The following is a 17,744-nucleotide window of genomic DNA, read 5'->3' as shown; positions in this document are numbered from 1 at the left end:
CGTGCGTCTCCACCGCATGCGCAACTTTGCCGGTCCGATCTGTCCACCGGTTGCTAAGCCGTCCGGGGTACCCCGTCCGGGTCGTTTGGGTCGCGGCGAAACGGTTCGGGGCTCGGGGTGACCGCTTTCGACATCAACTGACGGGTTCTGGCGGAAGAGCGACCCGACTGGTGCGGCGCTCACCGTCCAGGACGCGCAGGGCGCGCGCCAGGGTGCTCGCGTGCACCCGGCTCTCGCCCCGCTGATGCATCAGGGTCAGCGCGTCCCGCAGCTCGGCCGCCCGGCTCACCAGCGCCTGCGCCGCGCGCAGCCCGCTGTAGGTGTCGTCGCAGCGGGCCGGGTTGATCCGCGCGACGAGGTCGACCACCTCCAGATAGCGGTCCACGAGCTCGCACTCGGCGCGGGTGAGGGCGGGCAGCGGCGGAAGCTCGGGTGGGTACATCGGCCGATCACCTCGACCCGGGGGAGCGCAGCGTGGCGGTCCTGTTCTGCACGACGTGGTCGACCAGGCCGTAGTCGAGGGCCTGTTCGGCCGTCAGGACGGTGTCCCGCTCGATGTCCGCGCTGACCCGCTCCTTGTCGCGTCCGGTGTGCCTGGCGAGCAGCTGCTCCAACTGGTCGCGCATCCGCGTCAGTTCGCTCGCGTAGATCTCCAGGTCGCTCGGCTGGCCCTGGGCCGGCTCGGGCAGCGAGGGCTGGTCGATCACCACGCGCGCGCCGGGCAGCATCATCCGCTTCCCCGGAGCCCCCGCGGCGAGCAGCACCGCAGCCACCGACGAGCACTGCCCCAGGCAGGTCGTGGCGACGTCGCAGCCGACGTACTGCATCGTGTCGTAGAGCGCCGTCATGGCGCTGAACGAGCCGCCCGGCGAGTTGATGTACAGGGAGATGTCCCGGTCGGGGTCGAGGTACTCGAGGTGCATGAACTGCGCCATCACATCGTTCGCCGAGATGTCGTCGATCGGCGTCCCGAGGAAGACGATCCGCTCCTCCAGGAGCTTCGAGTAGGGGTCGAGGGTGCGGCTCCCCGAACTGGTGCGCTCGGTGAACTCGGGCAGGACATAGCGGCCGGTCGGACGGGTCATGGTGCCTCCTCAAGACGCTGCTTCAAGGACCTGCTCTGTAAAAATGTACAGGACGTACATGACGTACGATGGTGAGCATGGCCTACGAGATTCCGGTGACGCAAGCCAGGGCTGAGCTCGCCGACCTGATCAACCGCGTCGTGTACGGCGGGGAGCGCGTGGTCGTCACGCGGCACGGCAAGCCGCTCGCCGCCCTGGTCTCGGCCGCCGACCTGGAGCGACTCGAGGCGATGAACGAGCCGGCGGCCGAGTCCGCGGATGAAGCTGTGATCACGTCTGTGTCACGGATCGGCTCCCTGACGTCCGCTCCCGGCGAACAGCAAAGGTTCGGTATTGCCGCCGAGCACCGCGGGCCCGAGATCAGGTAGCGCGGTCGGCGTTCAGCAATAAGACGGTCAAGCGTCGGTTAACGCCGTTGAAACTCCGCACAATTAGCCTTCAGTCCCAGGTCATCGGCCGCTTTTCATGGCAGGGGTCCGCACGGTTGTCCGATTTCCGTGTGTGTTACATCTAGACCCGTCGCGGTGGCCGCGGCAGCCGGGCCCGCACGGCCCGGCATGAAGGACTGTGAGGTGGATCGTGCAACTGACCCCGCACGAGCAGGAAAGACTGCTCATCCATGTGGCATCCGACGTCGCCGAGAAGCGTCGGGCCCGGGGTCTCAAGCTCAATCATCCCGAGGCGGTCGCCCTGATCACCTCGCACATTCTCGAAGGCGCCCGGGACGGGCGCACGGTGGCCGAACTCATGGCGTCCGGCCGCAAGTTGCTCACCCGTGACGACGTCATGGAGGGCATCCCCGAGATGATCCACGACGTGCAGGTCGAGGCGACGTTCCCCGACGGCACCAAGCTCGTCACCGTCCACGAGCCGATCGTCTGACGGGGGGAGCGGAAGCCATGATTCCCGGAGAGATCCTCTTCGCCGACGAACCCGTCGTATACAACGAGGGCCGCGACGTCATACGTATGACGGTCCTCAACTCCGCCGACCGTCCCATCCAGGTCGGCTCCCACTACCACTTCTCCGAGGCCAACCCCGGCCTCGACTTCGACCGCGCCGCCGCCCGCGGCAAGCGGCTGAACATCGCCGCGGGCACCGCCGTTCGCTTCGAGCCCGGCATCCCCGTCGACGTCGAACTCGTAGCCCTCGCAGGCAATCGCATCGTCACCGGCCTGCGCGGCGAGACCGGAGGTGCCCTCGATGCCTGAGCTGTCCCGCGCCGCATACGCCGACCTGTTCGGCCCCACCACCGGTGACCGGATCCGCCTGGCCGACACCGACCTGCTCGTCGAGATCGAGGAGGACCGCTCCGGCGGGCCTGGACTCTCCGGCGACGAGGCCGTCTTCGGCGGCGGCAAGGTCATCCGCGAGTCGATGGGCCAGTCGCGCGCCACCCGCGCCGACGGCACCCCGGACACCGTCATCACCGGCGTCGTCATCATCGACCACTGGGGCATCGTCAAGGCCGACGTCGGCATCCGCGACGGCCGCATCACCGCCATCGGCAAGGCCGGCAATCCGGACACCATGGACGGTGTGCACCCCGAACTGGTGCTCGGTCCCGACACCGAGGTCATCGCGGGCAACGGCAAGATCGTCACCGCGGGCGGCATCGACACCCACATCCACTTCATCTCGCCGACCCAGTTCGACGAGGCGCTCGCCTCCGGTGTCACCACGCTCGTGGGCGGCGGCACGGGCCCGGCCGAGGGCTCCAAGGCCACCACCATCACGCCGGGCCCCTGGCACCTCGCCCGGATGTTCGCCGCGATGGAGAACAGCCCGGTCAACATCGGCTTCCTCGGCAAGGGCAACACCATGTCGAAGGACTCGATGCGCGCCCAGCTGCGCGGCGGTGCCATCGGCTTCAAGATCCACGAGGACTGGGGCGCGACCCCCGCCGTGATCGACGCCTGCCTGGACGTGTGCGAGGAGTCCGGCGTCCAGCTCGCCATCCACTCCGACACGTTGAACGAGGCCGGGTTCGTCCAGGACACCTTCGACGCGGTCGCCGGGCGCACCCTGCACGCCTTCCACGTCGAGGGTGCGGGCGGCGGACACGCCCCCGACATGATCACCGCGGTGTCGCTGCCCAACATGCTGCCGTCGTCGACGAACCCGACCCGGCCGCACACCGTCAACACCGTCGAGGAACACCTCGACATGCTGATGGTCTGCCACCACCTCAACCCCGCGGTGCCCGAGGACCTCGCCTTCGCCGAGTCCCGCATCCGGCCCACCACCATCGCGGCCGAGGACATCCTGCACGACCTCGGCGCCATCTCCATCATGTCCTCGGACTCGCAGGCCATGGGCCGCGTCGGCGAGGTCATCATGCGGACCTGGCAGACCGCGCACGTCATGAAGCGCCGCCGCGGCTTCCTGCCCGGCGACACCCGCGCCGACAACCTGCGCGCCCGCCGCTACGTCGCCAAGTACACGATCAACGCGGCCGTCTCGCAGGGCATCGACCACGAGGTCGGCTCCATCGAGTCCGGCAAGCTCGCCGACCTGGTGCTCTGGGACCCGAAGTTCTTCGGTGTGAAGCCGCAGCTCGTCATCAAGGGCGGCCAGATCGCCTACGCGCAGATGGGCGACGCCAACGGATCGATCCCCACGCCCCAGCCGGTCCTGCCGCGCCCGATGTACGGGGCGTACGGCAAGTCCCCGCAGGCCAACTCGGTGAACTTCACCAGCGAGTGGGCCATCGAGGACGGGCTGCCCGAGCGGCTCGGGCTCGGACGCTCGTTCGTGCCGATCCACTCGACGCGTGGCCGCGGCAAGTCCGACATGATCAACAACGACGCCCTGCCGCGCGTCGAGGTCGCCCCGGACTCCTTCGCCGTCACCATCGACGGTGAGCTCGTCGAGCCCGCCCCCGCCGCGGAACTGCCGCTCGCGCAGCGGTACTTCCTCTTCTGAGCGGCCCGGTACGCACACCATGTCCCGTGCCGCACTGCTCGTCCTGGCCGACGGCCGCTTCCCCGCCGGTGGGCACGCCCACTCCGGCGGGGCGGAGGCCGCGGTCAAGGCGGGCCGCATCACCGACGCGGCGACCCTGGAGGAGTTCTGCCGGGGCCGCCTGCACACCAGCGGTGCCGTGACGGCCGCCCTCGCCGCGGCGGCCGCGCTCGGCATCGACCCCGGCGCCCTCGACGCGGCCGCCGACGCCCGTACGCCGTCGGCCGCGCTGCGGGTCGCCGCGCGCAAGCTGGGGCGGCAGATGATGCGGGCCGCCCGCGCCACCTGGCCGCATCCCGAACTCGACGCCCTCGCGCGGCGGTTCCCCAAGGGCGCACACCAGCCCGTCGTGCTCGGGCTCGCCGCCCGGGCCGCGGGGCTCGGAGCCCAGGACGCCGCGTACTGCTCCGCGTACGAAGGAGTGAGCGGGGCCGCGACCGCCGTCGTGCGGCTGCTGAGCCTCGACCCGTTCGACGCGACCGGGGTGCTCGCGCGGCTCGCGCCCGAGGTCGACCGGGTGGTGGCCGATGCCGTGGAGGCGGCCGGACGGGCCGTCGAACTCGGCGTCGACGTGCTGCCCGCCGGGTCGGCGCCGCTGCTCGAGATCGGCGCGGAAGCGCACGCGGCGTGGCCGGTGCGGCTGTTCGCATCCTGAAACGCCGGACGGGCCGATGGCACACGTCGGCCGGCCGGTGACACCTGAATTTTTGGAGCTGTGATTTCCATGCACCTCGGACACACCCACGACGAAGCCTCCGCCGTGTCCGCCGACGCCCACCGGCCCGACGGGACGCGGCGGGCGCTGCGGATCGGGCTCGGCGGGCCCGTCGGGTCCGGAAAGACCGCCACCGTCGCCGCGCTCTGCCGCGCGCTGCGCGAGGAGCTGTCCCTCGCCGTCGTCACGAACGACATCTACACCCGCGAGGACGCCGCGTTCCTGCTGCGCGAGGCCGTGCTGCCGCCCGAGCGGATCGCCGCCGTCGAGACCGGCGCCTGCCCGCACACGGCGATCCGCGACGACATCTCCGCCAACCTGGAGGCCGTCGAGGACCTGGAGGACGAGGTCGGTCCGCTCGACCTGATCCTCGTCGAGTCCGGCGGCGACAACCTCACCGCCACCTTCTCCAAGGGCCTCATCGACGCGCAGATCTTCGTCATCGACGTCGCGGGCGGCGACGACATCCCGCGCAAGGGCGGCCCCGGCGTCACCACCGCCGACCTGCTCGTCATCAACAAGACGGACCTCGCCCCCTACGTCGGCTCCGACCTCGCGCGGATGGAGGCCGACGCCAAGGAGGCGCGCGCCGAACTCCCCGTGGTGCTCCAGTCGCTGCGCTCCGAGGTCGGCGTCGGTGACGTCGCGGCCTGGGTGCGGGCGCAGCTCGCCGCGTGGACCGCGTGAGCGCCGGAGTCCGGTCCACCGCCCGGATCGTCGCGCGCGGGAACGGGCGGGGCGGGACCGCGCTGCCCGTCCTCGAGGGCGAGGGTTCGTTCGCGCTGCGCCGCACCCGCGGCGCGGTCCCCGCCGAGTCCCGCGTCATGCTCGTCGGTGCCATGAGCGGTCCGCTCGGCGGCGACCACCTCACCGTGGAGGCGCGCGCCGAGGAGGGCGCGCACCTGCACGTGGGGTCCATCGCCGCGACCATCGCCCTGCCGGGGCAGGCCAAGGACGCGGCCCAGTACGACGTGCGGCTCGAGGTCGCCGACGGGGGCCGACTCGACTGGCTGCCCGAACAGTTGATCTCGGTGGGCGGCAGCGATCTGCGCGTCACCACGCGCGCCGACGTCGCACCGGGCGCGCGCCTCGTGCTGCGCGAGGAGCAGGTGCTCGGGCGGGCGGCGGAGGAGCCGGGGCGGCTCACCAGCCGGCTCACCGTGTACCGCGCGGGACGCCCGCTGCTCGACCAGGAGCTGGCCTGCGGCCCGGGCGCGCCCGGCGGCTGGGACGGCCCCGCCGTGCTGGCGGGCCACCGCGCCCTCGGCCAACTGGTCGTCGTACGACCGGAATTCGAGACGGAGAAGCCGGCCGCGACCGTCCTCGACGAGGCGGGAACGGTGGCCCTCACCCCGCTCGCGGGCGCCGCGGTGCTGGTCACGGCGGTGGCTCCGGACGCCCTGCGGCTGCGTGGACACCTCGACGAGGCGCTGAAACGGCTGGACTGATCCGCTCACCGGGCGAGTTATACCGTTTATCGGATTGGTAAAGAACACCTGCTGTCTCTGTTGCCAGGGGCCTCCCACGCGTCAGGATCCGCGTACCGATCAGCAACACGATCGACGTACGGATCGAATCGATGTGCGGGAGGCCTGACTTGAGACGGACCAGACAGATTGCGCGCGGCAGCCGGAAGGCGGTGATCGGCTCCGCGGGCGCGTTCGCCGCGGCGGCGCTGATAGCGGGCGCGGTCACCGCCCCCGCCGCGCAGGCCGACGCCCAGAAGTCCGGTGCGAGCACCGCCAACCTGCAGGCGCGCGGCGCGGCCATCGCCGCCGCCAAGGCCGCGAAGGCCGGCATCGACTGGAAGGACTGCCCCGCCGACTGGGGCATCGCCAAGCCCATCCAGTGCGGCTGGGTCAGCGTGCCGCTCGACTACGCGAAGCCGAACGGCAAGCAGATCAAGCTCGCCGTCGACCGCATCGGCAACACCGGCACCAAGGACGAGCGGCAGGGCTCCCTGGTCTACAACCCGGGCGGCCCCGGCGGCTCGGGCCTGCGCTTCCCGACGCGCGTGACCACCAAGAACCCGATCTACGCGAAGATGGCGAAGGCCTACGACTTCGTCGGGTTCGACCCGCGCGGCGTCGGCCACTCCGCGCCGATCTCCTGCGTCGACCCGCAGGAGTACGTCAAGGCGCCGAAGGCCGACCCGGTGCCCGACTCCGAGGCCGACAAGCTCGCCCAGCGCAAGCTCGCCAAGGAGTACGCGGACGGCTGCTACGAGAAGAGCGGCGAGATGCTGCCGCACATGACGACGCCGAACACCGCGCGCGACCTCGACGTCATCCGTGCCGCCCTCGGCGACAAGAAGCTCAACTACCTCGGCGTCTCCTACGGCACGTACCTGGGCGCCGTCTACGGCACGCTCTTCCCGGGCCACGTCCGCCGCATGATCGTCGACAGCGTCGTCAACCCGGCGAAGGACAACATCTGGTACCAGGCCAACCTGAACCAGGACATCGCCTTCGAGGGCCGCTGGAAGGACTGGCAGGACTGGGTCGCCAAGAACGACGCGACCTACCACCTCGGCGACACCCGCGCCAAGGTGCAGCAGCAGTGGGAGACGCTGCGCGCCGCCGCGAAGAAGAACCCCATCGGCGGGCTCGTGGGCCCGGCCGAGCTGATCGCCTTCTTCCAGAGCGCCCCGTACTACGACTCGGCGTGGGCGTCCACCGCCCAGGTGTGGAGCAAGTACGTCGCCGGCGACACGCAGGCGCTCGTCGACGCCGCCGCCCCCGACATGTCGGACACCGCGGGCAACGCGTCGGCGGAGAACGGCAACGCGGTCTACACGGCCGTCGAGTGCGCCGACGCCAAGTGGCCCACCAGCTGGTCGAAGTGGGACAAGGACAACACGGCGCTGCACAAGCAGTACCCGTTCATGACGTGGTCCAACGCGTGGATGAACCTGCCGTGCGCCACCTGGAAGACCAAGCAGCAGACGCCGCTGGACGTGAAGACCGGCAAGGGCCTGCCGTCGGTCCTCATCGTGCAGTCCACGCGGGACGCCGCCACCCCGTACGAGGGCGCCGTCGAGCTGCACAAGCGCTTCAAGGGCTCCCGCCTGATCACCGAGAAGGACGCGGGCTCGCACGGTGTCACCGGCCTGACCAACCCGTGCATCAACGACCGGGTCGACACGTACATGCTCACCGGCAAGACCGACAGCAAGGACGTGACGTGCGCCCCGCACGCCACCCCCAAGCCGTAGGCACCGCCTTCTAGCGCTACGCGGCCGAGGACTCCAGCCAGGCGTCCTCGGCCGCGTAGTCGAACAACCCGGTCGTGTACGACGCGACCATCTTCGGGAAGCTGGACTCCCAGTCCCGCTCCCGCAGCCGCGCGACCAGCCACTCGACCGTCTCCGGGAGCGCCTCGGCGTACGTCGTCACCGGCTTGTACCCCAGCTCCCGCTCCGCCGCCGACATGTCGAGGACGAACGGATGCGGCAGCGACCACGGCGTGTCCCCGACGGTCTCCGCGGGCGGCGGCCCGTCCACCAGCACCGTCTCCGTCTCCACGCCCATCAGCCCGTCGACCAGCGCGCCGATCTCGGCGACGGTGGGGGAGTCGGGGTCCGCGCCGTTGAGCACCCGCGAGCCCGGCCGCGCCGCCGCGAGCCGGATCAGCTCCGCCAGGTTCCGCGTGCTCGCCGGGTGGAACCGGCTCTCCCCGTTGTACGCGAGTACGCGCCTGCGCCGCCCGTCGAGGTTCCGCTTCACGAAGTACAGCTCGCGCGGCGACCGACAGTGCGGACCGTGCACGGCGCCCGCCCGCAGCAGCGTGGTCGGCAGCGCGTCCCCGAGCGCCAGGAGATCCCGCTCGATGCGCACCTTGCGCGTCCCGTACGTCGCCCCGCCGGGCGCCACCGTCCGGTCGGTCTCCTCGACCGGGCCGTCGTAGCGCGGCCAGCCGTCCGGCTCGGCCTGCGTGTCGAAGCTGCGCCCCGCCGCGTCCTCGTACACGGCGCCGCTGGAGATCACCACCGCCGATCCGACCCGGCCCGCCAGGCCCGCGAGCTGCCGCCCGTGCTCCCGCGTGAAGGCCACCATGTCGACGACGAGGTCGACGCCGTCCCCGACCAGCTCCCCGAGCGCGCCGCCGTCCTCCCGGTCGAGCCGCACCGCCCGCACCCCGTCCGGCCAGCCCGCGTCCCGGCCGCCGCCGCGCGAGGCCGCCGTCACCTCCCAGCCGTCCGCCGCGAGCGCCCGCACCGCGGGCCGCCCGATCTGCCCTGCCGCACCGATCACCAATGCCGTCTTCATGGCCGGACCGTACGTCGGCTCCGGGCGCCGGGGCCCGGGAATCTGCTCAGCGCAGAGAACGGCACCACTCCGCGTGGATCAACTCAGCGGCATCCGCGGGAACCTCCGGGCCTTCTCCTCCTCGGCCTCCGCCTTCACGACGGCCGCGTACTTGTCGACGTACTCCTGCCCGGACAGCTCCAGGATCGCGTACATGATCTCGTCCGTGACGGCCCGCAGGATCGCCTTCTCGCCGTCCATCCCGACGTACCGCGAGAAGTCCAGCGGCTTGCCGAAACGAATCGTCACGCGGTGCATCCTCGGGAGCTTCTGGCCCGGCGGCTGCGCCTCGAACGTGCCGATCATCGCGCACGGGATCACCGGCGCCTGCGCCTTGAGCGCCATCGCGGCGACCCCGACCTTGCCCTTGTAGAGCCGCCCGTCGTGCGAGCGCGTGCCCTCCGGGTAGATGCCGAGCAGCTCGCCCCGGCCCAGCACCCCGAGGCCCTCGCGGATCGCCGCCTGCCCGGCCTCCTTGCCGGACCGGTCGACCGGGATCTGGCCCGCGCTGCGGAAGAACGCGGCGGTGAGCCGGCCCTTGATGCCGGGCCCCGTGAAGTACTCGGCCTTCGCCAGGAACGTGATCCGCCGCTTGATGATCGCGGGCATCACGAAGTGATCGGCGAACGACAGATGATTGCCCGCGACGATCGCCGCACCCGACTCCGGTATGTGTTCCGCACCCTCGATCCGGGGCCGGAACACCAGCCGCAGCAGCGGCCCGAGAATCACGTACTTGAGCAGCCGGTAGAACATGCCGATCGCCTTCCCCCACGAACCACTTGGACCGCTTGTGCCGCCGCGTGCGTGCGCACAGTAACCAATCGTCGGCGCCGACGCGAGAGCTCGATCGGGTGCACTCCGGGGACCCTTCGGCGTGTCCGCTGGGCGGCGGCGGTCCGGGCGGGTGCTCTGTTGTCACCCTGGCGGCCCCGCGCCGTCCCAGCACCGTCTCTCTCAGTACCGGAGGACTTCCGTATGCGCCCCGCCCACGTGGTCGCCGCCGCGCTCCTGTCGCTCGTCGCTGCCGCCCCCGCCCACGCCGCGACCGTCGACACCGAGCAGCCGAGCGACCTCTTCCTGACCGTCTCCGGATCCGAGCGCACCTGGATCCGCGGCGTCCACCTGAGCTGCGCGCCCGAGCCCGCGGGCCGGCACCCGTACGCCGCCGAGGCCTGCGCGGCGCTCGACGCGGCGGACGGCGACCTGGACGCGCTGCCGGTCGAACATCAGATGTGCACGCAGGTGTACGCCCCCGTCACGGTCGCGGCCACCGGCACGTACCGCGGCAAGGCCGTCGACTGGCGCAAGACCTACGGCAACCGGTGCGAGATGGAGGCGTCGACGGGCCCCGTCTTCCGCTTCTGAACCCCCTGCGGCCCGCCCGTCAGCTGCTGCGGGACGCCACCATCGCCACGGTCAGCAGGCCGAGCACGACCCAGCCGAACCACAGCCACCCATTGCTGCCGAGCGCCACCGTGTAGGCGGTCACGGCCACCAGGCCGCCCACGGTGAACGCACCCATCGTCTTCGTGGAACCGGGCATCACACACCCTCCTCCCAGCAGCCGGACGGCGTACGTGAGGCGTGCGGCGCCCGAGCCGCGACCAGGAGGCCATATTCACCCGTAACGGTGCAGGAGCGCTACTGCCCGCGCCGAACGGCTACTGACCGCGCGCGTGGAGCGACGCCAGATAGGCGTTGTACGCCTCCAGCTCCTTGTCGCCGTCCCGGTCCGCGGCGCGGTCCTTGCGGCGCGCCTGGCGGTCCTCCGACTTCTTCCACTGGAAGAGCAGGGCGAGCAGCACCAGGACCGAGGGCACCTCGCTGAACGCCCAGGCGATGCCGCCCGCCGCCGTCTGGTCGGCGAGCGGATCGATGCCGAGCGAGGCCGGCGGGTTCTCGAAGGTGCCGACCATCGTCGTCGACGCCATCATCAGCGCGATGCCGAAGAACGCGTGGAACGGCATGCCGGCGAACAGCTCCAGCATCCGCATCACGTAGCCCGGCCGGTGCGGACCCGGGTCCACGCCCATGATCGGCCAGAAGAACACCAGGCCGACGGCGAGGAAGTGCACCATCATCGCGATGTGGCCGACCTTGGAGCCCATCAGGAAGTCGAAGAGCGGCGTGAAGTACAGCGCGTAGAGGCTCGCGATGAACAGCGGGATCGTGAACGCCGGGTGCGTGATGATCCGCATGTACCGGCTGTGCAGCAGCCACAGCAGCACCTCGCGCGGACCCTTGCTGCCGCGCTTCGACGCCACCGGCAGCGCCCGCAGCGCGAGCGTGATCGGGGCGCCCATGAGCAGCAGGATCGGCGACAGCATGCTGATCACCATGTGCTGCACCATGTGCACGCTGAACATGACCATGCCGTAGTCGTTGAGCTTGGTGCACATCACCAGGCCGATGGTGAGCACGCCGACGACGAACGAGATCGTCCGGGACACCGGCCACGCGTCGCCGCGCCGCGCGAGCCGCACGACGCCCCATCCGTAGAGGGCGAGCGCCAGCAGGCACCCGACGAGGAAGAAGGGGTCGGCCGACCATTCCAGGCCACGCCCCAGCGTGAACGGCGGCAGATCCATGTTCATGCCGTGCCCGCTGTGATCCATCCGCCTGGCTCCTGTTGCTCGTTTCGTACGGATTGTGCGCACCCAGAGTAGAACTGCCCCCGGCCGTCGTATCGGCCGGGGGCAGTTATGAGCGCTGGTGTGGCGCGTGGGTCAGAGCACGCACTCCGCCTCGGCGTACCGCTCGTCGGGCACGGTCTTCAGCGTTTCGACGGCCTCGGCGAGCGACGTCATCACGATGTCCGTGCCGCGCAGCGCCGTCATCTTGCCGAACTCGCCGCGGTGCGCCGCCTCCACCGCGTGCCAGCCGAACCGCGTCGCCAGCACCCGGTCGTACGCGGTGGGGGTGCCGCCGCGCTGCACATGGCCGAGGATCACGGGGCGGGCCTCCTTGCCGAGGCGCTGCTCCAGCTCGACGGCGAGCTGCCGGGCGATGCCCGCGAACCGCTCGTGGCCGTACATGTCCTTGCCGCCCTCGTCGAACTCCATGGAGCCGGCGCGCGGCTTGGCGCCCTCCGCGGCGACGACGATCGCGAACTTCTTGCCCGCCTCGAAGCGCTCGCCGACCTTCTTGGTCAGCTCGTCGATGTCGAAGGGGCGTTCCGGCACGACGACGGCGTGCGCGCCGGCCGCCATGCCGGAGTGCAGCGCGATCCAGCCGGTGTGCCGCCCCATGACCTCGACGATCAGCACGCGCTGGTGCGATTCGGCGGTGGTCTTCAGGCGGTCGAGCGCCTCGGTGGCGACGCCGACGGCCGTGTCGAAGCCGAACGTGACGTCGGTGACAGCGATGTCGTTGTCGATCGTCTTCGGTACGCCGACGATCGGCAGCCCGTTGTCCGACAGGAGCCGGGCCGCCTTCAGGGTGCCCTCGCCGCCGATCGGGATGATCGCGTCGAGGCCGAGGTCCGCGACGTGCCCCTTGGCCCGCTCGACGCCGTCACGCAGATGCGCGGGCTGGACGCGGGAGGAGCCGAGGATGGTGCCGCCGCGGGCGAGGATGCCGCCCACCGCGTCGAGGTCCAGCTTGCGGTAGTCGCACTCGAGGAGGCCCTTCCATCCGTCGTGGAAGCCGATGACCTCGTCGCCGTGGTCGACGACGGCACGGTGCACGACCGAACGGATCACGGCGTTCAGGCCGGGGCAGTCGCCCCCGGAGGTCAGGACACCAATACGCATAAGCCCGGAATACCTTTGCAAACGTGGGCCGATGACCGGACTGCGTCGTCCGGCTGGACCCCCGTACCTTATCGGCGTTCGGGGGTCCGTCCGCACCGGGCGTCCGACTGGTGGACCGGCCTGCTCACATGGGCGCGAGGCCGCCCTAAAGGGCTATGCGGGCTGTGCCGTGGCCGCCGCGATCCGCTCCTTGCGCAGCTCCTCGTACCAGCGGTCGTCGACCGGCGGCAGCGCGTTCACATCGAGCGCCAGCTTGATCAGCAGGTCGGCGATCTGCGGGTTGCGCGCGAGCACGGGGCCGTGCATGTACGTGCCGAACACCGTGTCGTTGAAGGCGCCTTCGGTGCCGTCCCCCGTCCCGTTGCCCTTCCCGAAGCGGGTGCGGGCGAAGGCGCGGGCGGACGGGCCGAGGTGCGTGACGCCCTGGTGGTTCTCGAAGCCGGTGAGCTGCGGGAGGTTCAACTCCGGGTCGATGTCGGCCAGGACGTCACCGACGCAGCGCTCGCCCTCGCCGCGCGTCGACACCACGTCGAGCAGGCCGAGGCCGGCCTCGCGCTCCCCGAGGTCGTTCACGAACTCGTGGCCGAGGATCTGGTACCCGGCGCAGACGGAGAAGACGATCGCGCCGTTGGCCACCGCGCGCTGGAGGCCGCCGTCGCGGCGCAGCCGCTCGGCCGCGAGGCGCTGCGGCCGGTCCTCGCCGCCGCCGATCAGGTAGATGTCGCCGGAGGTCGGCACCGCCTGGTCGCTGCGCACGTCGTAGCGCTCGACCTGGAGGCGGCGCTGCTGGGCGCGGCGCTCCACCACCAGTGCGTTGCCCTGGTCGCCGTAGGTGCTCAGGAGGTCGGGGTAGACCCACACGAGACGCAGGCTGTTGTCACTCATGCTCATGATCCTTCGCTGGTCCTCGTAGCGCCCGGCTCAGTTGCCCACACGGCGGCGGACGTCCTGGAACGCGGTGTAGTTGGCGATCAGCTCGATGCGGCCCTGCGGCGACATCTGCACCGCCTCGTCGAGCGTGTCGCAGACCCGGAAGTCCAGGCCCGCGACCTCGAGGCGGACCGCGAGGTCGAGCCGGCGGTCGCCGATCACCGCGATCGGGTGCCCGGCCAGACGCGTGTAGTCGACGTCCCACAGCCAGGAGGTGTCGGTGCCGTCGGCGCCCCGCGCGTTCACGGACAGGATCACCGGGGTCGGCGGCGGGTCGATGAGCGTGAACGTCTCGAGCCAGCCCGCCGGGTTCTTGGCGAGCAGCAGCCGCAGGTCGCGGTCCTGGAACTGCACCACGTCGTAGCGCCCCGCCACGGCCTGCACCTGGTACATGCGCTCCAGGGCGACCTGCGGGGGCACGCCGAAGCAGGCGGCCACGGCGGCGGACGTCGCCGCGTTCGCCTTGTTCGCGCGGCCCGGCAGCTGGAGGTGGATCGGCCAGGCCGAGCCGTGCGGGTCCACGACGTGGTCGCCCTGGAGCGCCCAGCTCGCCGTCGGGCGGCGGAAGCCGCACTCGCCGCAGAACCAGTCGTCACCGGGGCGCTGCATGACGCCGCCGCACGCCGGGCACGACCAGGCGTCGTCCTTCCACTCCTGGCCCGCGGCGACCCACACCACGTTCGGCGAGGAGGAGGCGGCCCAGACGATCAGGGGGTCGTCCGCGTTCGCGATCACGATCGACTTCGAACCGGCCAGGCCCTCGCGCCACTTCTCGGCGAGCATGCGGGTCTCGGCCGCGCGGTCCAGCTGGTCGCGCGAGAGGTTGAGCAGCGCGATCGCCTTCGGGTCGGTGTCGCGGGCGACTCCGGCCAGGTACTTCTCGTCGACCTCGATGACGCCGTACTTGGCCTCGCCGCCGCCCGCGAGAGCGGAGGTGATGCCCGCCGGCATGTTCGCCCCCAGCGCGTTCGAGACGACGGGGCCGCTGGCGCGCAGGGCCTCCGCGATCAGGCGCGTGGTGGTCGTCTTTCCGTTCGTGGCCGAGACGAGCACCACGTCGAGGTGCTGGGCGACCCGCGCGAGCAGCTCGGGGTCGAGCCGCAGCGCGACCTTGCCGCCGATCACTGATCCGCTGCCGCGGCCCGCCGCCCGCGACACCGCGGCCGCGGCCCGGCCGGCCGTCACGGCCAGCTTGGCGCGCGGAGTCATCGGCTCCGAGTTGCCTGCCATCTTCCTGGGTCCTCCTTGCGTACGGCGCCGCGCCTGCCCCCGGCATCGTTTACGTGCTCAGCCTATCGAGATCCTCTGACAAGCCCGAACAGCGGCACCACCAGCGCATCGTGGGGCCCGTGGGACCGTACCCTTACGGGCATGCGACACGGCTCGATCCCGGGCGCCTCAGGGCGCGTACGACCCCTGACCCTGCTCGGCGACCCGGTGCTGCACCAACCCTGCGCGCCCGTCACGGAGTTCGGTCCTGAGCTCGCCCGGCTCGTCGAGGACATGTTCGCCTCGATGTACGCGGCGCAGGGCGTCGGCCTCGCCGCGAACCAGATCGGCGAGAGCCTTCGGGTCTTCGTCTACGACTGTGAGGATGACGACGACGTGCGCCATGTCGGCCACGTCGTGAACCCGCGTCTGGTCGAGGCCGACGGCGAGGTGATCCGCGGCCCCGAGGGCTGCCTGTCGCTCCCCGGACTCGAGGCGGGCACCCCGCGCTTCGACCACGCGCGCGTGGAGGGGTACGACGTCGAGGGGGAGCCGGTCGTGATCCACGGCACCGGCTGGTTCGCCCGCTGCCTCCAGCACGAGTGCGACCACCTGGAGGGGCGTACGTACACGGACCGGGTCACCGGGTGGCGGCGCCGCCGGGTGCTGCGCCAGGCGGCGAGGGCGTCGTGGGCGACGGGGGCCGTGGGCTCCTGAGGCGGGGCCGGAGCCCGGGTCAGAACCCGGGGCCGCCCACCTTGTCGCCGGCCGCCGCGAGGCGTCCCCACAGCAGATCCGCGAGGCCGCGGACCAATTCGGCCCGCTCGCAGGGCCGTTCGCCGAGCCACCAGTCGCCCGCGGCGTGCATCATGCCGACGATCCCGTGCCCCCACACGCGTGCCAGCTGCTGGCTGTGCGGGCCGAGGTCGACTCGCTCCTCGATGACCTCGGCCAGCTCCTCGCCCATCCGTCGCAGCAGGGGCGCCGAGTGGCGTCCCACGTCGAACCCGGAATCGGCGGGGGAGCCCTCCGACGGATGCATCAGGAAGCGGTAGACCTGGGGGCGGGCCTCGATGGCGGCCAGGTAGGTGTCGAGCGTCGCCTCCACGCGCTCGCGGCGCTCGGCGGGGGCGTCGAGGGCGGCGCGCAGCGAGGCGAGCAGCGCGTCGGTGTGGCGCGTGGCCAGCGCGGCGTAGAGACCGCCCTTGTCGCCGAAGTGCCGGTACAGGATCGGCTTGGTGATCCCGGCCTCGGCGGCGATCGCGTTCATCGAGGCGCCGGGCCCGTCCCGGAGCACCACGCGGTCCGCGGCCTCCAGCAGCTCGCGCCGCCGACGCTCGGCGGCGGACTGCTGGTCCGCGCGCTGATCGGTCCGCTGTGTGGTCTCCATGAGCTCTCCCCGCCCCGTGCGATTGCCTGACGCACGCGAAAGGTAACACCCCATGGCTATTCGGTATCGAACGCGCACTCGGAGGTTGACATGGGCTACTCGCCAGTAACAGACTCGGGTTACCTTAAGTAACACAGTAGTGCGTGCGCCCTGGAGGGGTTATGGCCGAGTTCACCATGGATCTCAACGACGAGCAGAAGGAAGTCCGTGACTGGCTTCACGGCTTCGCCGCCGATGTGATCCGCCCCGCGGCCGCCGAGTGGGACGAGCGCGAGGAGACTCCCTGGCCGGTCATCCAGGAGGCGGCCAAGCTCGGAATCTACTCCCTGGACTTCTACGCGCAGCAGTTCTTCGACCCGACCGGGCTCGGCATCCCGATGGCCATGGAGGAGCTGTTCTGGGGCGACGCGGGCATCGGCCTGTCCATCGTCGGCACCGGCCTCGCCGCCGTCGGCGTCCTCGCCAACGGCACCGAGGAGCAGATCGGCACCTGGATACCGCAGATGTATGGCGACGTGAACGACGTGAAGGTGGCCGCCTTCTGCTCGTCCGAGCCCGACGCCGGTTCCGACGTCGCCTCCATGCGCACGCGCGCCGTCTACGACGAGGCCAAGGACGAGTGGGTCCTGAACGGCACCAAGACGTGGGCGACGAACGGCGGCATCGCCAACGTCCACGTGGTGGTCGCCTCCGTGGACCCGGAGCTCGGCTCCAAGGGCCACGCCTCCTTCATCGTGCCGCCGAACACCCCGGGTCTGTCCCAGGGCCAGAAGTTCAAGAAGCACGGCATCCGCGCCTCGCACACCGCCGAGGTCGTCCTGGAGAACGTCCGGATCCCCGGCTCCTGCCTGCTCGGCGGCAAGGACAAGCTCGACGAGCGCCTCGCCCGCGCGCGTGAGAAGGCCAAGAAGGGCGGCGAGCGCGTGAAGAACGCGGCGATGGCCACCTTCGAGGCCTCGCGTCCCGCCGTCGGCGCCATGGCGGTCGGCACCGCACGCGCCGCCTACGAGGAGGCCCTGGAGTACGCCAAGACGCGCGAGCAGTTCGGCCGCCCGATCATCGACAACCAGGGCGTGGCCTTCCAGCTCGCCGACATGCGCACCCAGATCGACGCCGCGCGTCTCCTGGTGTGGCGCGCCTCCTGGATGGCGTCCACGGGCAAGAAGTTCGAGAACGCCGAGGGCTCCATGTCCAAGCTGTTCGCGAGCGAGACCGCCAAGAAGGTCAGCGCCCAGGCCGTCCAGATCCTCGGCGGCAACGGCTTCACGCGCGAGTACCCCGTGGAGCGCATGCACCGCGACGCCGCGATCTACACGATCTTCGAGGGCACGAGCGAGATCCAGCGCCTGGTCATCGCCCGCACCCTCTCCGGGATGCCGATCCGCTAGC

Annotated in this window: 21 protein-coding genes; 11 read left to right on the top strand and 10 right to left on the bottom strand. The window is 71.1% G+C overall.

All coding sequences use genetic code 11. The features are described from left to right. Positions 1–133: 133 nt before the first annotated feature. Both ACTWJ8_RS07750 and ACTWJ8_RS07745 read right to left on the bottom strand, forming a co-directional pair. A complete protein-coding gene (locus tag ACTWJ8_RS07750) occupies positions 134–442 on the bottom strand; it encodes a hypothetical protein (protein ID WP_356383174.1) in 309 nt (102 codons plus the stop codon). Between the two features lie 7 nt (positions 443–449). Beyond that, on the bottom strand, positions 450–1,085 hold the full coding sequence (locus ACTWJ8_RS07745; RefSeq protein ID WP_443263411.1) for an ATP-dependent Clp protease proteolytic subunit: 636 nt from the start codon (positions 1,083–1,085) through the stop codon (positions 450–452). A gap of 77 nt (positions 1,086–1,162) precedes the next feature. Between ACTWJ8_RS07745 and ACTWJ8_RS07740 the strand changes: the two genes are divergently transcribed. The 8 genes from ACTWJ8_RS07740 (at position 1,163) to ACTWJ8_RS07705 (ending at position 7,978) form a co-directional block, all read left to right on the top strand. Next, a complete protein-coding gene (locus tag ACTWJ8_RS07740; protein WP_356383180.1) occupies positions 1,163–1,453 on the top strand; it encodes a type II toxin-antitoxin system Phd/YefM family antitoxin in 291 nt (96 codons plus the stop codon). Between the two features lie 211 nt (positions 1,454–1,664). Beyond that, positions 1,665–1,967 (top strand): urease subunit gamma, encoded by a 303-nt coding sequence (locus tag ACTWJ8_RS07735; RefSeq protein ID WP_356383183.1) that lies wholly within the window; start codon positions 1,665–1,667, stop codon positions 1,965–1,967. 17 nt (positions 1,968–1,984) lie between these two features. Further along, a complete protein-coding gene (locus tag ACTWJ8_RS07730; protein ID WP_356383186.1) occupies positions 1,985–2,296 on the top strand; it encodes an urease subunit beta in 312 nt (103 codons plus the stop codon). Further along, a complete protein-coding gene (locus ACTWJ8_RS07725) occupies positions 2,289–4,010 on the top strand; it encodes an urease subunit alpha (RefSeq protein ID WP_356383189.1) in 1,722 nt (573 codons plus the stop codon). The genes ACTWJ8_RS07730 and ACTWJ8_RS07725 overlap by 8 nt, the downstream gene beginning before the upstream one ends. A 19-nt stretch (positions 4,011–4,029) precedes the next feature. Beyond that, complete coding sequence (locus ACTWJ8_RS07720; protein WP_356383192.1) at positions 4,030–4,704, top strand: urease accessory protein UreF; 675 nt, start codon at positions 4,030–4,032, stop codon at positions 4,702–4,704. A gap of 69 nt (positions 4,705–4,773) precedes the next feature. Then, entirely contained in the window at positions 4,774–5,451 is a 678-nt protein-coding gene (gene ureG / locus ACTWJ8_RS07715; protein WP_356383195.1) for an urease accessory protein UreG, read from the top strand. After that, positions 5,448–6,212, top strand: a complete 765-nt coding sequence (locus ACTWJ8_RS07710; protein WP_443263410.1) for an urease accessory protein UreD — start codon at positions 5,448–5,450, stop codon at positions 6,210–6,212. Before ureG ends, ACTWJ8_RS07710 begins: the two co-directional genes overlap by 4 nt. 167 nt (positions 6,213–6,379) lie before the next feature. After that, entirely contained in the window at positions 6,380–7,978 is a 1,599-nt protein-coding gene (locus ACTWJ8_RS07705) for an alpha/beta hydrolase (protein ID WP_443264832.1), read from the top strand. A 16-nt stretch (positions 7,979–7,994) separates the two neighbouring features. Here ACTWJ8_RS07705 and ACTWJ8_RS07700 read toward each other — a convergent pair whose 3' ends face one another. Together ACTWJ8_RS07700 and ACTWJ8_RS07695 are read right to left on the bottom strand one after the other, a co-directional pair. Further along, entirely contained in the window at positions 7,995–9,032 is a 1,038-nt protein-coding gene (locus ACTWJ8_RS07700) for an NAD-dependent epimerase/dehydratase family protein (RefSeq protein ID WP_443263409.1), read from the bottom strand. Positions 9,033–9,110: 78 nt separating this feature from the next. After that, positions 9,111–9,827 (bottom strand): lysophospholipid acyltransferase family protein, encoded by a 717-nt coding sequence (locus ACTWJ8_RS07695; RefSeq protein WP_443263408.1) that lies wholly within the window; start codon positions 9,825–9,827, stop codon positions 9,111–9,113. A 222-nt stretch (positions 9,828–10,049) separates the two neighbouring features. On the opposite strand from ACTWJ8_RS07695, the gene ACTWJ8_RS07690 reads away from it, so the two are divergent. Beyond that, on the top strand, positions 10,050–10,439 hold the full coding sequence (locus ACTWJ8_RS07690) for an SSI family serine proteinase inhibitor (RefSeq protein ID WP_443263407.1): 390 nt from the start codon (positions 10,050–10,052) through the stop codon (positions 10,437–10,439). A 19-nt stretch (positions 10,440–10,458) separates the two neighbouring features. Here the strand turns inward: ACTWJ8_RS07690 and ACTWJ8_RS07685 are convergent, their stop codons facing one another. The 5 genes from ACTWJ8_RS07685 to ACTWJ8_RS07665 form a co-directional block, all read right to left on the bottom strand. Beyond that, positions 10,459–10,617: a hypothetical protein gene (locus ACTWJ8_RS07685; protein ID WP_326020160.1), complete on the bottom strand. Its 159-nt coding sequence runs from the start codon at positions 10,615–10,617 to the stop codon at positions 10,459–10,461. A gap of 118 nt (positions 10,618–10,735) precedes the next feature. Next, positions 10,736–11,689, bottom strand: a complete 954-nt coding sequence (locus ACTWJ8_RS07680; protein ID WP_356383213.1) for a cytochrome c oxidase assembly protein — start codon at positions 11,687–11,689, stop codon at positions 10,736–10,738. Positions 11,690–11,800: 111 nt separating this feature from the next. Continuing rightward, on the bottom strand, positions 11,801–12,826 hold the full coding sequence (locus ACTWJ8_RS07675; protein WP_356383216.1) for a 6-phosphofructokinase: 1,026 nt from the start codon (positions 12,824–12,826) through the stop codon (positions 11,801–11,803). Positions 12,827–12,979: 153 nt separating this feature from the next. Continuing rightward, on the bottom strand, positions 12,980–13,711 hold the full coding sequence (locus ACTWJ8_RS07670; RefSeq protein ID WP_356383219.1) for a type 1 glutamine amidotransferase: 732 nt from the start codon (positions 13,709–13,711) through the stop codon (positions 12,980–12,982). A 36-nt stretch (positions 13,712–13,747) separates the two neighbouring features. Further along, positions 13,748–14,986: a Mur ligase family protein gene (locus ACTWJ8_RS07665; protein WP_356383222.1), complete on the bottom strand. Its 1,239-nt coding sequence runs from the start codon at positions 14,984–14,986 to the stop codon at positions 13,748–13,750. Positions 14,987–15,127: 141 nt separating this feature from the next. Between ACTWJ8_RS07665 and def the strand changes: the two genes are divergently transcribed. Further along, complete coding sequence (gene def / locus ACTWJ8_RS07660) at positions 15,128–15,682, top strand: peptide deformylase (RefSeq protein WP_356383225.1); 555 nt, start codon at positions 15,128–15,130, stop codon at positions 15,680–15,682. A gap of 19 nt (positions 15,683–15,701) precedes the next feature. Here the strand turns inward: def and ACTWJ8_RS07655 are convergent, their stop codons facing one another. Continuing rightward, the gene (locus ACTWJ8_RS07655) at positions 15,702–16,355 is read right to left on the bottom strand and encodes a TetR family transcriptional regulator (RefSeq protein ID WP_356383228.1); all 654 of its coding nucleotides are present in this window, start codon (positions 16,353–16,355) and stop codon (positions 15,702–15,704) included. Between the two features lie 161 nt (positions 16,356–16,516). Here ACTWJ8_RS07655 and ACTWJ8_RS07650 point away from each other — a divergent pair, with 161 nt between their 5' ends. Next, entirely contained in the window at positions 16,517–17,743 is a 1,227-nt protein-coding gene (locus ACTWJ8_RS07650; protein ID WP_356383231.1) for an acyl-CoA dehydrogenase family protein, read from the top strand. Position 17,744 lies beyond the last annotated feature (1 nt).

The organism is Streptomyces sp. SDT5-1, assembly GCF_052245995.1.
Taxonomy (GTDB): Bacteria; Actinomycetota; Actinomycetes; order Streptomycetales; family Streptomycetaceae; genus Streptomyces.
This window is presented reverse-complemented; position numbering and strand designations above follow the sequence as displayed.

What these genes read in the sequence shown, in the direction of transcription:
- ACTWJ8_RS07730 (WP_356383186.1), top strand. Translation starts at nt 1,985, where the DNA reads ATGATTCCCGGAGAGATCCTCTTCGCCGACGAACCCGTCGTATACAAC.
- ACTWJ8_RS07720 (WP_356383192.1), top strand. Translation starts at nt 4,030, where the DNA reads ATGTCCCGTGCCGCACTGCTCGTCCTGGCCGACGGCCGCTTCCCCGCC.
- ACTWJ8_RS07695 (WP_443263408.1), bottom strand. Translation starts at nt 9,827, where the DNA reads ATGTTCTACCGGCTGCTCAAGTACGTGATTCTCGGGCCGCTGCTGCGG.
- def (WP_356383225.1), top strand. Translation starts at nt 15,128, where the DNA reads ATGCGACACGGCTCGATCCCGGGCGCCTCAGGGCGCGTACGACCCCTG.
- ACTWJ8_RS07670 (WP_356383219.1), bottom strand. Translation starts at nt 13,711, where the DNA reads ATGAGTGACAACAGCCTGCGTCTCGTGTGGGTCTACCCCGACCTCCTG.
- ACTWJ8_RS07740 (WP_356383180.1), top strand. Translation starts at nt 1,163, where the DNA reads ATGGCCTACGAGATTCCGGTGACGCAAGCCAGGGCTGAGCTCGCCGAC.
- ACTWJ8_RS07655 (WP_356383228.1), bottom strand. Translation starts at nt 16,355, where the DNA reads ATGGAGACCACACAGCGGACCGATCAGCGCGCGGACCAGCAGTCCGCC.
- ACTWJ8_RS07680 (WP_356383213.1), bottom strand. Translation starts at nt 11,689, where the DNA reads ATGGATCACAGCGGGCACGGCATGAACATGGATCTGCCGCCGTTCACG.
- ACTWJ8_RS07685 (WP_326020160.1), bottom strand. Translation starts at nt 10,617, where the DNA reads ATGCCCGGTTCCACGAAGACGATGGGTGCGTTCACCGTGGGCGGCCTG.
- ACTWJ8_RS07665 (WP_356383222.1), bottom strand. Translation starts at nt 14,986, where the DNA reads ATGGCAGGCAACTCGGAGCCGATGACTCCGCGCGCCAAGCTGGCCGTG.
- ACTWJ8_RS07725 (WP_356383189.1), top strand. Translation starts at nt 2,289, where the DNA reads ATGCCTGAGCTGTCCCGCGCCGCATACGCCGACCTGTTCGGCCCCACC.
- ACTWJ8_RS07700 (WP_443263409.1), bottom strand. Translation starts at nt 9,032, where the DNA reads ATGAAGACGGCATTGGTGATCGGTGCGGCAGGGCAGATCGGGCGGCCC.
- ACTWJ8_RS07675 (WP_356383216.1), bottom strand. Translation starts at nt 12,826, where the DNA reads ATGCGTATTGGTGTCCTGACCTCCGGGGGCGACTGCCCCGGCCTGAAC.
- ACTWJ8_RS07750 (WP_356383174.1), bottom strand. Translation starts at nt 442, where the DNA reads ATGTACCCACCCGAGCTTCCGCCGCTGCCCGCCCTCACCCGCGCCGAG.
- ureG (WP_356383195.1), top strand. Translation starts at nt 4,774, where the DNA reads ATGCACCTCGGACACACCCACGACGAAGCCTCCGCCGTGTCCGCCGAC.
- ACTWJ8_RS07690 (WP_443263407.1), top strand. Translation starts at nt 10,050, where the DNA reads ATGCGCCCCGCCCACGTGGTCGCCGCCGCGCTCCTGTCGCTCGTCGCT.
- ACTWJ8_RS07650 (WP_356383231.1), top strand. Translation starts at nt 16,517, where the DNA reads ATGGCCGAGTTCACCATGGATCTCAACGACGAGCAGAAGGAAGTCCGT.
- ACTWJ8_RS07745 (WP_443263411.1), bottom strand. Translation starts at nt 1,085, where the DNA reads ATGACCCGTCCGACCGGCCGCTATGTCCTGCCCGAGTTCACCGAGCGC.